Origin of the sequence: Nocardia sp. NPDC050408 (assembly GCF_044458905.1) — a bacterium.
In the GTDB taxonomy this organism is placed as follows: Bacteria; Actinomycetota; Actinomycetes; order Mycobacteriales; family Mycobacteriaceae; genus Nocardia.
This window is the reverse complement of the sequence record NZ_JBITIL010000003.1, coordinates 484,529-497,743: the sequence shown is the minus strand read 5'-3', so window position 1 is coordinate 497,743 and position 13,215 is coordinate 484,529. Positions and strand designations below refer to the sequence as shown.

Annotated in this window: 13 protein-coding genes; 4 read left to right on the top strand and 9 right to left on the bottom strand. The window is 65.7% G+C overall.

Annotated elements, in window-relative coordinates; translation table 11 throughout:
- The first annotated feature begins 351 nt into the window (after positions 1-351).
- Together rpsT and ACIBJI_RS12040 are read left to right on the top strand one after the other, a co-directional pair.
- Positions 352-612, top strand: a complete 261-nt coding sequence (gene rpsT, locus ACIBJI_RS12045; protein ID WP_364339163.1) for a 30S ribosomal protein S20 — start codon at positions 352-354, stop codon at positions 610-612.
- Between the two features lie 348 nt (positions 613-960).
- Positions 961-1,206, top strand: coding sequence for a hypothetical protein (locus ACIBJI_RS12040; RefSeq protein WP_364339161.1), 246 nt, complete (start codon positions 961-963; stop codon positions 1,204-1,206).
- A 49-nt stretch (positions 1,207-1,255) separates the two neighbouring features.
- Here ACIBJI_RS12040 and ACIBJI_RS12035 read toward each other — a convergent pair whose 3' ends face one another.
- The gene (locus ACIBJI_RS12035; RefSeq protein ID WP_396955793.1) at positions 1,256-2,110 is read right to left on the bottom strand and encodes a helix-turn-helix domain-containing protein; all 855 of its coding nucleotides are present in this window, start codon (positions 2,108-2,110) and stop codon (positions 1,256-1,258) included.
- Between the two features lie 180 nt (positions 2,111-2,290).
- Here ACIBJI_RS12035 and ACIBJI_RS12030 point away from each other — a divergent pair, with 180 nt between their 5' ends.
- Positions 2,291-3,361 carry an aldo/keto reductase gene (locus tag ACIBJI_RS12030; protein ID WP_364339156.1) on the top strand — a complete coding sequence of 357 codons (1,071 nt, stop codon included), beginning with the start codon at positions 2,291-2,293 and terminating at the stop codon, positions 3,359-3,361.
- Positions 3,362-3,442: 81 nt separating this feature from the next.
- On the opposite strand, the gene holA is transcribed toward ACIBJI_RS12030, so the two are convergent.
- From holA to ACIBJI_RS12010, 4 genes are all read right to left on the bottom strand, one after another.
- Positions 3,443-4,414, bottom strand: coding sequence for a DNA polymerase III subunit delta (holA, locus tag ACIBJI_RS12025; protein WP_364339154.1), 972 nt, complete (start codon positions 4,412-4,414; stop codon positions 3,443-3,445).
- Between the two features lie 242 nt (positions 4,415-4,656).
- Complete coding sequence (locus tag ACIBJI_RS12020; RefSeq protein WP_397084023.1) at positions 4,657-7,221, bottom strand: ComEC/Rec2 family competence protein; 2,565 nt, start codon at positions 7,219-7,221, stop codon at positions 4,657-4,659.
- Positions 7,218-8,324, bottom strand: coding sequence for a helix-hairpin-helix domain-containing protein (locus ACIBJI_RS12015; protein WP_397084021.1), 1,107 nt, complete (start codon positions 8,322-8,324; stop codon positions 7,218-7,220). Before ACIBJI_RS12015 ends, ACIBJI_RS12020 begins: the two co-directional genes overlap by 4 nt.
- A 170-nt stretch (positions 8,325-8,494) precedes the next feature.
- Positions 8,495-9,310 carry a class I SAM-dependent methyltransferase gene (locus ACIBJI_RS12010; protein WP_397084019.1) on the bottom strand — a complete coding sequence of 272 codons (816 nt, stop codon included), beginning with the start codon at positions 9,308-9,310 and terminating at the stop codon, positions 8,495-8,497.
- Between the two features lie 63 nt (positions 9,311-9,373).
- Here ACIBJI_RS12010 and ACIBJI_RS12005 point away from each other — a divergent pair, with 63 nt between their 5' ends.
- Positions 9,374-9,961: a TetR/AcrR family transcriptional regulator gene (locus ACIBJI_RS12005; protein WP_364339145.1), complete on the top strand. Its 588-nt coding sequence runs from the start codon at positions 9,374-9,376 to the stop codon at positions 9,959-9,961.
- On the opposite strand, the gene ACIBJI_RS12000 is transcribed toward ACIBJI_RS12005, so the two are convergent.
- From ACIBJI_RS12000 to ACIBJI_RS11985, 4 genes are all read right to left on the bottom strand, one after another.
- Positions 9,942-10,580: a histidine phosphatase family protein gene (locus ACIBJI_RS12000; RefSeq protein ID WP_397084017.1), complete on the bottom strand. Its 639-nt coding sequence runs from the start codon at positions 10,578-10,580 to the stop codon at positions 9,942-9,944. The two genes, ACIBJI_RS12005 and ACIBJI_RS12000, sit on opposite strands and share 20 nt — an antisense overlap.
- Before the next feature lie 65 nt (positions 10,581-10,645).
- Positions 10,646-11,380, bottom strand: coding sequence for an NAD(P)H-binding protein (locus tag ACIBJI_RS11995; RefSeq protein WP_364339141.1), 735 nt, complete (start codon positions 11,378-11,380; stop codon positions 10,646-10,648).
- Positions 11,381-11,463: 83 nt separating this feature from the next.
- Positions 11,464-12,414 carry a non-homologous end-joining DNA ligase gene (gene ligD / locus ACIBJI_RS11990; protein WP_364339139.1) on the bottom strand — a complete coding sequence of 317 codons (951 nt, stop codon included), beginning with the start codon at positions 12,412-12,414 and terminating at the stop codon, positions 11,464-11,466.
- A gap of 237 nt (positions 12,415-12,651) precedes the next feature.
- Positions 12,652-13,143, bottom strand: a complete 492-nt coding sequence (locus ACIBJI_RS11985; RefSeq protein ID WP_364339137.1) for an FBP domain-containing protein — start codon at positions 13,141-13,143, stop codon at positions 12,652-12,654.
- Positions 13,144-13,215: the final 72 nt, after the last annotated feature.

Below are 13,215 nucleotides of genomic sequence, written 5' to 3'. Positions count from 1 at the left end.
TTCGCATGCCCGTTCGACCGGACGCGATTCGGCGCAGATCGTGCCGAACGTGGCGGCGAGCCGGGAGTCATGCGAAAATCGTGCTACAGCAGCATCGATGCCGTGTGAGACGCAAGTAAATTTCTTGCATCACTCCGGATTTTACGCCCCTTACGCGGTCGGTAGCGTTGCCGGCCGAGCCGTTCGCGCGGTAGCGATTTCGCGTGCCGGGGCGGTGGTGATTTCGTGTGCGACGCGGGGGCTGGTACCCTCGATCTTCGGCGTCGCGTTACCTGATTGCTCCGGTTTCCAACGCGCGCTCGCGAACTTTTCAGCACAGTCCACCAGCGACAGGAACACGAGGAAACAGGCGTGGCCAACATCAAGTCCCAGATGAAGCGGATCCGCACCAACGAGGCGGCGCGCTTGCGCAATCAGTCGGTCAAGTCCGAGCTGCGCACCGAGATCCGCAAGGTCCGGGAGGCCTTCGCGGCCGGTGACAAGGAGAAGGCCGCCGGTCTGGTCGTGAACGCCAGCCGCAAGCTGGACAAGGCCGCTTCCAAGGGCGTCATCCACGCCAACCAGGCCGCAAACAAGAAGTCGGCTCTCGCGGTGGCGCTGAACAAGCTCTGATCGCAACAGTACCGTCCATACGTTGACGCAGCCGCCGTGGCCACGATGACCACGGCGGCTTTTGTCGTCCCCATCAACTATTGCGAGGGTCACTTTTTCGGTCCGGCGGCATGGATTCGGATATTTCTTCAGCAATAGTTCAGCAATCTTCCGTCACGGTAGCGATGCCGCTGCCTGGGCGTTGAGCGGAACCGTCCCGGCAGGTGCCGTGTCATCGAGACTTTCCTGGCAAATCGGCAGGAAAGTGCTGGCCCTGCCAGCATCCGCAGGTCATCGCCGCATCCCACTCCTCGAGCCGTATTCGGATCGGGCAGCCACATGTCGGAGGTTCCCGCTACGATTCGGCGCATGGTTACCGTCTACGCCAATCAGACGCCGGTCCGCTCCGAAGATCTGCCGGACATCATCCGCGCAGCCGAGGTCCTAGGCATCGGACTGAAGATCGAGAACGTCATGGTCCCCGATGAGGAAGGCGGCTACTCGCTCGAGTGGATCGTCACCCGGGACGAGGAAATTCCGGCCTACGAGGAGTGGGAGGGCCGGTACGAGGAGTCCGAAGACGACATCGAGCTGGTTCTCAGCTCGGTCGAATAGATCCCCGCGAATCCGCACCCGCACCGAGCGGGTGCGGATCTCTGGGTACTCAATCCAGATCGCCGTTCAACCGATCCAGCGCGGCTTGGGAGTCCGCATCGGCCGCGCGATAGATGATGATGCGCTGGTCCGGATCCTGTAGCGGCATGAGTACTTCGAAATTGACCACCAGCGGCCCGACTTCCGGGTGGCGCAGCGGCTTCTCCCCGCGCCCCTGCACCCGGACGTCGTGCCTGGCCCACCCCTGCGCGAACTCCTCGCTGCGTGCGGTGAACTCAGCGACCAGATCGGCGAGTTCCTGATCGTCCGGATGGGCCGCCCACGCGGCGCGCAGATCGGCGACGCCCTCGCGAATGATCCGATCCCGGTCGCAGTAGAAATCGCGCATCGCGGGATCCAACAGGCACAGCCACATGGAATTGCGCTGCCGCGGCGGCAGGGCGCCGAAGTCGACGACCAACCGCGCCATTTCCGGATTCCACGCCAGGATGTCGTAGCGGTGGTTGATCAGCATCGCGGGCAGCGGCGACAGATCGTGCACCAGCAGCTCTAGAGCGGGCGCGGGGACGGTGCTCGGTTTCCCGGCATTCGGCTGGCGCTGCTGGGCCAGATCGAAGAGGTAGGCGCGCTCGTCGGTATCCAGACGCAGGGCGCGGGCGAGCGCCTCCAGGACATCCGCGGATGGGCGCAGGCCGCGTCCCTGTTCCAGTCGCACGATGTAGTCGGTGCTCACACCCGCCAGCTCGGCGACTTCCTCCCGGCGCAGGCCCGGGGTGCGCCGAGCCTGTTTGCGCGGAGGCAGCCCCAGATCGCCGGGATTCAAGCGCTCGCGCCGAGCGCGCAGGAAGGCCGCGAGTGCTTGTGCCCAATTCGCGGAGCTCCCTGACCCTTCGTGGTCACGCAAGCTACCGCCTCCGGACCTGAGCTCGCTCCGCTGTGTCGCATTCACCGTGCTCGTCATCGCCCTCGATCTTACGGCTGACTAGGACTGGCTTTCCCAGGAAAGACCTTCCCTTACCCAAGCTCTCGCACCGTTCCAGACTCGATGACACCGGAAACGAAGTACTAACGACAGGAGCACGACATGTCCGGAGCCCGCACCCTCGATACCTACCGGTTGCTCGGCCGTTCGGGTCTTCGGGTGTCTCCGCTGTCCCTCGGGACAATGACGTTCGGCGCCGATTGGGGTTGGGGCGCCGATAAGGACGAGGCCCGCAAGATCTTCGACACCTATGTCGAGCGCGGCGGCAACTTCATCGATACCGCGAGCCAGTACACCAACGGCACCTCCGAGCAGCTGCTCGGCGAATTCAGCGCCGCCAATCGCGAAAGTCTGGTGCTGGCAACGAAATACACGATGCTGCGGCGGCCGACCGACCCCAACTCCGGCGGCAATCACCGCAAGAGCATGGTCGGTTCGGTGGAGGCCAGCCTGCGTCGGCTGAACACCGACTACATCGACCTGCTGTATCTGCACGCCTGGGACTTCCTGACCCCGGTCGAGGAAATCCTGCGCGCCATGGACGATCTGGTCCGCGCCGGCAAGGTGCTCTATGTCGGCATCTCCGACGCACCGGCCTGGCAGGTCGCACGCATGCAGACCATCGCCGACCTGCGCGGCTGGTCGCCACTGATCGCGTTGCAGATCGAATACAGCCTGATCGAGCGGACCGTCGAACGCGATCTCATTCCGATGGCGAGGGAACTCGGCCTCGGTGTGGTGCCGTGGTCGCCGCTGGCCAGCGGTGTGCTCACCGGCAAGTACAGCCGCGCCGACCTGACACACGACGCGGAGAGCTCACCCGAGGGCACCCGCAAGAACGTGGCCGCCGCCAACGGCTCGCTCACCGAACGCGGCCTGGTAATCGCCGACGTGGTGAAAGATGTTGCGGCACAACTGGGCAAGACTCCATCGCAAGTTGCGCTCGCCTGGACACTGCAGAACCCAGGCGTCACGGCACCGATCATCGGTGCGCGGACGGCGGCACAGTTGGAGGACAACCTCGGTGCGCTCGAGGTGGAATTCGATGCCGCCCAGCTGGACCGGCTGGAACAAGCCAGCGCGATCGAACTGGGCTTCCCGCACGACATGCTGGCGCGTCCGATGACCCGCGGAGTGACGTTCGGCGACCTGAAAATCGAAGGCCGCGAGTGAGTTTCCCCTTGCGGTGGGTGCGAGCCTTATTCGCACCCACCGCATCGGCGTGTCGGACATCGAGCAGGGTTCAGCGCTATCTCAGCTTGCGGAGTGCAGGTCCAGGATCTGTGTGAGGGCGTGTTCCAAGGCGTAGGTGGCGTCGGCGGCACCACCCTTGACGTCGGCATTCAGCGTGGCGACCACTTGCAGGGCCGTGCCGATGCTGGCCTGGTTCCAACCCCGCGCTTGGGCCTGGGCTTTCTTCACCTTCCACGGCGGCATGCCCAATTGCTGGGCCAGCTTGAACGGGTCGCCGCGGCCCGCGGAGCCGACACGGGCGATGGTGTGGACGGAGTCGGCGAGTGCGTCGGCGAGCAGTACATGCGGTACGCCGCGGTCGGTGGCCCAGCGCAATGCCTCCATGGCACCGGGGCGATCCCCCGCGACCGCGAGTTCGGCGACATCGAAACCGGAAATCTCGGCCTTGCCGGAGTAGTAGCGGCGCACGGCGGCGATATCGATCTTGCCGCCGGTATCGGCGACCAATTGCGAACAGGCCGCGGACAATTCCCGCAGATCCGAGCCGACCGCCTCCAGCATCACCTGCACGACCTCGCTCGAAACCCGCGCCCCGGCATTGCGAAATTCGCCGCGTACGAACTCCACCCGCTCGGCCGCCTTGGTCAGCTTGGCGCAATCGTGCACCTGCGCACCCGACTTCTGCAGCGCAGGGGCCAGTGCCTTGGCCCGACCGCCCCCGGAATGCAGCACCACGAGCACCACACCTTCGGGCGGATCCCCGGCGGCAGCGGTGATCACCGCGACCGCCTCCTTACCGGCCTCCGCCGCCGACTCGAGCACGATCACCCGATCCTCGGCGAAAAGGGAAGGACTCAGCAGCTCTGCTAGCTCAGCGGTGCTGGCATCCCCGGCCCGCAGCCGATCAACAGGCACCGCATCGGGCTCGGGCGCATTCGCCCGCACCTGCGCCGTAATCCCCGCGATGGCCCGTTCGACCAACAGCTCTTCATCACCGAGCACCAGGTGCACTGCCGCAGTCCGTTCGCTCACGCGAGCATCCTACGGTTCGTCACCGACACCTCCTCACACCTCGCAGGCTCCTCCGCCTTTTCACCATCCGTGTTCGAAACTCGGGCCTCCCGGTCGTCTAGCTATTCCGTCCGTCATCCACGCGCTGCACTCCAGCAGGTACCGGTCCCGACTTCGGCCGGACGGATCCAACGGCGAGCCTGCGCTCCGAAGCTCCGGGGTCCAGCAGCTTGTCCAGATCGGCGCGCAGACTATCGGGACAGCTATCTGGCTCTTCGGGTGGTCAGGGTTCGCAGCTGACGGCCCTCACCCAGGACCAGTACGTCGCCCTGTTGATCGGTCCGCGCGACGGCGACACCCAGGGCGGCGAGATCTGCGAGCACACCCGGATTCGGGTGGCCGAAGGTGTTGTCGGCACCGACGCTGACCAAGGCGAGTCGCGGGTGGACGGCGGCAATGAATTCCTTCGTGGTCGTTCGCGATCCGTGGTGCGGCAGCTTCAGGACGTCGGCTTGCACAGGAGCACCCGAGTGGAGCAGTCGTTGTTGCGCTGGGGCCTCGATATCGCCGGTGAGCAGGATTCGGCCCGCAGGTGTGGTGGCGGCGATGACGATCGAGCGGTCATTGGCATCATCGGTGCTAGGCGGGCCGGTCGGGCGGTGTTGGAGTGGGGCCGGGGCGAGTACGTTCAATTCGACAGCGCCGAAACGCAATACCTGTCCCGAAGACAACTCCAGCACCGGGATGTGTTCCTGTGCCGCGAGACCAGCGACTTGTTCCGGTCCGCTGACCGATGCGCGCCGATGTCGTGGCGAATGCGGTTCGGGGGAAGAGTCCGTCGACGCATCCGAATCCGCCTCCGATCTGGTCGAATTCGATATTCGACGGTCGCCGGTGATTGCGGATTCGACATTTCCCGCTGTTCCGGAGAGCTCGCCGGGCCCGACTGCCAGGGCGTCGACCGCACGGCCTTGTAAGGCACCAGCCAATCCGGCGATGTGGTCGGCGTGCGGATGTGTCAGCACGAGCAGCGAGATCCGGTTGATGCGCAGGCGATTCAGACAGGTGCGCATGATGCGCGGGTCCGGTCCGACATCGATGACCACCGCCGTGTGGTCACCGACGGACAATGCGAGTCCGTCTCCCTGACCAACATCACAAACAGCCAATACCCAGCCAGCGGGCGGCCAGCCCGGATGCCAGACCCGCACCGGAATCAGCACGCCCGCGACGCCGAGGAGCACGGCAGCTGCGAGGCGGCGCATCATCGCCGACCGCAATGCGAGCACAGCGAAAACTACTGCCGCACAAGCGATAGCCCCGCCGGTGAGACCACCGCGCACTGAGATCTCAGCGCCCGGCACGTTCGCCGCATGTTCGGCCACGAACAGCAACCACCACAGTGGCGGTTGCGTGCAGCGCAGTATCAGTTCGGCCAGCGGCGGCCAGGCCGCAGCAAGTACGGTGCCGACCGCACCGAGCACCGTGACCGGTGCGATTACGGGTTCGACCAGGATGTTCGCGAGAATCGCGACCAGACTGAGCCGCCCGGTCAACGCGACCACGACCGGTGTCGTCACCACGAAAGCGGCGGCCGATACGGCGACGATCTCGGCTGGCACCCGCCACCAGCCGCGATCGCGCAACCAATCCGCCCAACTGGGTGCCAATAGGATCAGTCCGGCGGTCGCCAGTACCGACAGTCCGAATCCGGCTCGCACGGCAAGTTCTGGCCACAGTGCGAGCAAACCGATGACCGCGGTGCAGAGCGCGGGCAATGCTTGCTTGCGACGTCCGGTTATCAAGGCGAGCAGAGTAATCGCGCCCATTGCCCCTGCCCGCAGCACACTCGGATCCGGACGTGCCACAACAATGAACATCAGCAGTGCCGCAGCCGCGACCGCGGCACCGGCGCGCGGCCCAAGGGTGAGCAGCCGCACAGCACCGAGCACGACCGCCAACAAAATCGTGAAATTGGCCCCGCTGACCACGCAAATATGTTCCAGTCCAGCGATTTCGAACTCCTCGCGGACTTCGTCGGGCAGCGCGGAAGTGTCTCCCACCACCAGCGCGGGCAGCAGCCCCGCCTGCTGTTCGGGTAGTACGCGTGCCGCCTGCGCGAGGTCGGTGCGCACCGCCGCCGCGACCCGTTGCCACCAGGGCAAGGCACTGACCACCACCGGCGGTCCCTGAGCCCGCAGCGTGGCGACGGTGAGGTCGCGGTGCCACGGCCGTTCCGGCTTGGCCCGAAACTCCACCGCTCGCCCGGGCAATAGCTCGCCCCAGTCCATGCCGGACCCGAGGATCACCACGGTGCCACCCACCCGTACCGTCACACCGCCTTGCCGATACTCGCGCAACCGAGCCTGCACCGTCCATCGCTGCTCACCCCCGAATGCGCTGGACCGCACCGGTTTCGGATCATCGGTGGGTATCACGACCACACGCACCGAAGCGGCCGTGTTCCGCAACGGATGCGTCGCCACCCGATGCTCGCGCCATGCCCCGGCCACCGCGAACCCGGCACCCATCAGCAGCGCGGCGAGTGCGGCGACGGCGACCACCCGCCACCGCTCGCTGGGATGGGCCACCGCGCGCAAAAGCACCACCCAGAGGCCGATCGCCAGCAGCACCAGCGCCGACGCCAGCACCAAACCGGCCACCCATCCCACCGTCAGCACGACAATCGTCGCGCCCCAACAACTCAACGCGGCGGGCAGCAACCGCGCGTCGAGCACCCGTGCTGCCTGCACCGATGGCTCACCATCCTCGGCAGCCCGTCGATCGATATCGCCCTGCCCATCTGTCCCACCGTCGAATGCGGTCATACCGTCACCAGATCGCGCAGGCGGGCGAGCCGGGCCGGGCCGATGCCGTCGACCTCGCCGAGTTGGGCGACATCGGTGAATCGTCCATTCGTGGTGCGCCAGGTGACGATTGCGCGAGCAGTGACCGGGCCGGTGCCCGGGAGGGCATCGAGTTCGGCTTCGGTCGCGGTATTGAGGTCGATCTTGCTCGACGGGCGTTGCGCCGCAGTGGAATTCGGTGCAGATCCGCCCGGCGGCCGTCCACCTGCACCGATCGTGGCACTGCCGAGCTGCGGCCCCGCGTTCGGACCGCTCGGACCAACGAGAACCTGGTCGCCGTCCTGGAGACGCTGCGCGAGGTTGAGCCCGCTCAGATCCGCACCGTCCTTCGCACCGCCCGCAGCGGTGAGCGCGTCGGCGACTCGCGACCCGGCGGGCAATCGCACCAGGCCCCCGCGATGGACGAGACCGACCACGCTGATCACCAATTCCGTTGTGGGACTCGTAGTTACCGGCAGGGCAGACGATGCCGCGCCGGATGATGCCGCCATGCTTGCGGCGGACAGCCCAGCCGGTGCCGTGCCGGTGCTGACGCGCACCGCGGACGGCAGCGGCACCGCCTGCGCGACCGGTCGCTCACGTAACACCACGACAGCCGCGACTACCACCGCTGCCAGTCCGACCGCGACGAGCGTCACCAGTCCCCGCCACCCCGGATCCAGTCGAGTACCCCGAAACCGTTCCGGCACAAGATGTTCCCGCCACGCCGAGCGGTGCCGCGGCTCATCCAGCCAACTCGGTGCCCGCACCTCGCCGACCCCGTCCGCCCAGTCCTCCTCATCATCGAGATCGGACCGGGCGTCCTTGGTAGACGAAAAATCGGTATCGGACTCCACAGCGTCGGATAACTCCTGGTCATCCCAGCGTCCACCGCGGACCAGCGGCGCACTTCGCCCCGATCGTTTTCCGGACTTCGACGAACGTGGCGAACTTCGACAGAGCTCAGCGCCTCGGCGGTCGTTACGCGCCGGACTCCCGGCACCGATCGTTCGGCTGGCACCGACCCGCTCGGTCAGCACGGTCAGTCGTCGGCGAATCCGCTCGCGCTCGTCATGTCGGGACATGGCGGCGACGCTAGTCCCACCGCACGGCCGAGAATCGGTGCCGACCAGGCGAAATAAAAAGTCTGTTGATAACTCCGTGCCTGTGGATAACCCCGCTCGCGAAGGCGCGAATGCCTGTCCGACAACAGCGTCGGCGGGCGCACGTTACGGGGCTCGAACTGAGGCATAGGTCAGTTCCGCAGTGCTGTCAATACCGTCGTGGTGAACTGCACCGGGAAGGAACCACCAGCCGCGTCGATGGCGGCCCCGACGCCTGCCAGCACCTCTTCCTGTGTGGCAGAAGAGAATTGAGCATGACCGCCGGTCGTGGGCAGTTGATCCAGCCACTCGTCCCGGGTGTAGGTCCGCTCCCAATCGAACGTCCACTGCTCGGGATCACCGAAGCCATCCGCCGCCTGAATCCCCTCGCTCGCCTTGATCGACGGCGACGAAGACGCCGTCGTCGCCCCCGCTGCCCAACGAGCAGCAAGCGAGTCGGGCACGACCCGTTGATAGACCGCGGCGAAGCCTTGGGCCAACTCTGTTGGCGGCTGGCCCGAATTCCAGAACACGGCCAGCCGTCCACCGGGTCGCAGCACTTCGGCGGCCTTTGCGGCACCCGCGAGAGGGTGCACCCAGTGCCAGCTCTGGCCGGAGATGACGGCGTCGAAGGTTCGGCCAGCGGGGTCCCAGGATTCGAAGGCCGACACTTCGACCTCGAAGCCGTGCTTGCGCGCCCACTCAGCCATCCGCGCATCGACCTCCACACCAAGGACGCGACAACCGGCGGCCCGGAACTGCCGAGCCGCTATGCCGGTACCGATGCCGACATCGACGATCTCGAGGCCCGGGCTGGCGGCGACGATCGCATCCACCATGGCAGCCGGATAGCTGGGTCGGGCCCGGTCGTAGCGTTGCGGATCCGAGCCGAACGATTCGGCCAGCTCACGGGCTCGATGGGATTCGCGTTGGTCGGAGGCGGTGCGCTCCGGAGGTAGAGTGGGCATGCGCCCACCATAGTGGGCGCGCGCCCACTTGCCAACGGGGTGCGCCCGAGAAAAGGAGATACCGTGCCGACAGGGGTGGCCATGCGCGATCCGCGCGAGCAGCTATTCGCTGCCGCCGAGCGAATCCTGTTGCGAGACGGTCCGAATGCGCTGAACAGCCGCGCGGTCACCACCGAGGCAGGCTGCGCCAAGGGCGTCCTGCACCGGCACTTCGCCGACTTCGACGCGTTCCTCGCCGAACTCGTCCTCGACCGCATCGGCCGAATCGATCAGCAGTCCGCCGCCCTGCGCGAATCCGCAGGCACCCGCACGGTCACCGACAATCTCACCGAAGCCCTGACCACCGTCTTCGAATCGGTCGCGGTAGCCATAGTCAGCCTCGTCACCTTCCGAGACGAACTCCGCGCCCGCCTGCGCCCCGTCCGCCCCTCCGGCGTCCCGGTACTCACCGAAGCAACCACGATGCTCGCCACCTACCTCACCGCCGAACAGGCCCTGGGCCGCATAACCCCCGAAGCCGACACCCACACCCTCGCCCTGACCCTCATCGGCAGCGCCCACCTCCTCTTCGCCGACCGAACCACCGCCCCACCCACCCCCGAAGCCACCCGCAAAGTCGTAACCACCGTCATCACAAGCGCTCTCGGCTGAGGTGGCGAGTGTCACCAAGCCTGACGACCTGGCGGTTGTGAAAGTAGTCATCCTCACGCAACTCGGTAATACTTCCCGGAGCAGCGTGAAACCGGGCGTAACCGAGTGCTTCGATCGGCAACATAGTCCACGCCGCAACCACGAAAGTGATTGCGCCACCGTGGGGCACCACGATCTGATGATCGCAGTCGCGCTGCCGAATCGCATCCATCGCCGCGTAGACCCGCTGTGCGAATGCGGCAATGGTCTCCGATCCCGATATGCCTTCATCGTGGCGCATTCGCTCCCCGAGCACCGGCGGCCGCACGAATCTCCGATCCAGCCACTCCCGGGGCTTGCCCTCGGCCTCGCCATAGGACTTCTCGCGCAATCTCGGATCGAGAACCGGCGGTACCTGCAGAACGTTGCCGATCACGGTCGCGGTACGCGCAGCACGTCGCAGATCCGATGCGAACAACTCCACGTCGACCTGCATTGCAATCCTCGCCCGAAGCGCATCGGCGATGGCATCCGCAGCGCGCAAACCCGCAGACGTGAGCTGCGAGTCATACCACCCGCCCACTAGGCCCTCGACATGGTGTGTCGACTCCGGATGGGCGATGACATAGACGGTTCGCATGAGCCGATCCTCGTCGAGGCGGGACCTACGCTGCGGACTCGACTGCCTCCGAAGAGTTCACCTGGTCAGCGTGACCGCAGCCAGTCCCGGAAGTGGGTGGTAGCGAGGTGGGTGCCTTTGGGCGCCGTGAGCACATCTCCTTTGACGGCTGCGAATAGGCCGGCGGTCTCGTCGGTAATGACGCGGCGGTTGTCGCCGGTGATCTCCAGTGCGATTCGGCCCAGTTCGTCGAGTCGGAAGACTTCGGGGCCGCCGATATTGCGGATGCCTCGCAGCGGAGCGCCTGCGGCGACCTCGGCGACGGCGGCAGCGACCTCGGCGGAGCTGATGGGCTGAATCGGGGTGGACGGCAGCCGCACGACATCACCGTCGGTTGTCCAGTCCAGCGCCGCCACAACGAATTCCATGAACTGAGTCGCGCGGACGATCGAGTACGGGATCGGTCCGGCCTCGACCAGGTCCTGCTGCAGTGTCTTGGCCCGGTAGTAGACGAGGTCGGGCACCTGGTCGACGCCGACGATCGAGAGCGTCACGATGTGGCGCACGCCCGCCGCCTGCGCGGCGGCCAAGAGGTGGGGCACCGAGGTGCGGAAGAAGTCGAGCGAGGCCTCGTCGAAGGTCGGCGAGTTGGCCACGTCGACGACCACCTCGGCACCGCGCAGCGCCTGGTCGAGTCCGTCGCCGGTGAGGAGATCGATGCCGGTCGAGCGCGAGTGCCCGGTCGCATCGTGTCCCGCCGCGGTGAGCTTCTCCACCACCTGGGAGCCGATGAGTCCGGTGCCGATGACTGCGATCTTCATGAGCTTGCCTCCTGTTCGCTATCGGGGCGGATCGCCCCGTAGAGCACTGTGTCGACGGTCCGCACGCTGTCGAGCCCACGCGTCTAATCCGATAATGGCGCCTTCACTTCCGTCGGGGATTTGTCGGGACGCAGGCCGCGCCAGGAGGGATGGCGGAGGCGGCCGTCGCTGGTCCATTCGGTGAAAGTCACTTCGCCGACGAGGGTTGGGGTTGTCCAGATAGCGTCGGGCACGTCGGCGGTTACGGTGGGGCTATTGCGTTGTAGGTGTTGGAGTTCGGATTGGAGGTCGGCGAGGGCGGATTGCGTGAAGCCGGTGCCGACGTTGCCGATGTAGACGAGGTTTCCGGAGTCGTCGTGCACTGCCATCAGGAGGGAGCCGATGGTCCGTGCGCGTCTGCCGGTTCCCGGTCGCCAGCCGACGATGATGACCTCCTGGTCGCGCATATTTTTGACCTTGGTCCACAATGGGCTGCGCCGGCCGGGGAGGTAGGGACTGTCGAGGCGTTTGCAGAGAATGCCTTCGAGGCCAAGGTGTTTCGATTCGGCGAGTACATCTGCGCCGGTGCCGTGTAAGCGCGGTGGAACCTGCCAATGCGGGCCGCGTAGGCCGAGTTGTTCCAACAGTTGGCGACGCTGCTGATAGGGCAGGTCGATCAGGGATCGGTCGCCGATGTGGAGCAGGTCGAAGATCAGGTACGTCGCGGGAATGGACTTCCGCAACGCGCGGATCATGGCGGGATTGCGCTGGTGCATGCGTGGCTGCAGTGCTTCGAAGGAGGTCCGGCCGTCGGCGGCGAAGGTGACGACCTCGCCGTCGACGACGAATCTCGGATTCCCGGGTGCGATATCCGCGAGTTCCGGCCAGGCCGCGGAGATGTCCTTATCGTTGCGCGAAATCAGCCGCAGGTCGTTATCGACGTACCCGATGGCGCGAATGCCATCGAATTTGACCTCGTAGCCCCAGCGGTCACCGTCGCCGGGGAGAGCACCCGCCAGCGCCAGCATCGCCGCATAGTGCGGCAGCCTCGTCACACCCGCCTCGTCGCCATCGCCGGTCCCCTTGCGAACTCGAACGCTGCTGACAATTAGCTGAATGATACCGACTGGTCTGGCAGGCGAGGGTTATCGAACGATTCCTCTCCGGATGAGCGGGTCCGGACCGATTCCGGGCCTGCTCAACCGGAGAGGAATCCTGAGCATCCAGAGTTCTGTTGAGTGTCGGCACATGGCATCTACCTCCATTTCATTGCTGGGACCGAATCGACGGATCTAGGTGAACAGCCTGGTGACGAAGGCGTTCATGTTGTCCCGGACTCGCTCGATCTTGGTCTCCTCGGTGATCAGATCTTCCCGGTACCGATTGCCGAGCGCGGGCGTTCGTTTACCGCGCGCGTACAGCGAACACGCCAGATCGGTGCACATATAGGTACCGATCGAGTTGCCCCGGCGTCCGGATTCGCCCGCCTTGTGCGCGGTCATCAGCGAGACGCCGCGACCGGTATGCGAGGTCAGGCAGATCGCGCACATTTGGGTACGGCCGGATCCACCGGTTTCGTAGCGCAGCGCGATGCCGAGGATGCGATCGTCGCGCGGCACAACGAGATAGCCGCGACCGGGCAGTGATGGATCGCTCCAGCCCAGGAAGTCCAGGTCATCCCACGGTCGCTTGTCCAGGTCCCGGGGCACCGGCAACTTCTTGGCGGTCGTCTTGGAACAGTTGATGAACGACGACCTGATGTCGCGTTCGGTGACGGCTTTCATGACGGCATCGACTCCTTCGATCGATCGGTGGACAAACCGAAGGAACGCTACAGCTGGTCATTAGCCCGGGCA

Bases quoted from the DNA above. Each gene is read 5' to 3' on its own strand.
- ACIBJI_RS12040 (WP_364339161.1), top strand. From the start codon at position 961: ATGGTTACCGTCTACGCCAATCAGACGCCGGTCCGCTCCGAAGATCTG.
- ACIBJI_RS12030 (WP_364339156.1), top strand. From the start codon at position 2,291: ATGTCCGGAGCCCGCACCCTCGATACCTACCGGTTGCTCGGCCGTTCG.
- ACIBJI_RS12020 (WP_397084023.1), bottom strand. From the start codon at position 7,221: ATGACCGCATTCGACGGTGGGACAGATGGGCAGGGCGATATCGATCGA.
- ACIBJI_RS12015 (WP_397084021.1), bottom strand. From the start codon at position 8,324: ATGTCCCGACATGACGAGCGCGAGCGGATTCGCCGACGACTGACCGTG.
- ACIBJI_RS12010 (WP_397084019.1), bottom strand. From the start codon at position 9,310: ATGCCCACTCTACCTCCGGAGCGCACCGCCTCCGACCAACGCGAATCC.
- ACIBJI_RS12000 (WP_397084017.1), bottom strand. From the start codon at position 10,580: ATGCGAACCGTCTATGTCATCGCCCATCCGGAGTCGACACACCATGTC.
- ACIBJI_RS11995 (WP_364339141.1), bottom strand. From the start codon at position 11,380: ATGAAGATCGCAGTCATCGGCACCGGACTCATCGGCTCCCAGGTGGTG.
- ACIBJI_RS11985 (WP_364339137.1), bottom strand. From the start codon at position 13,143: ATGAAAGCCGTCACCGAACGCGACATCAGGTCGTCGTTCATCAACTGT.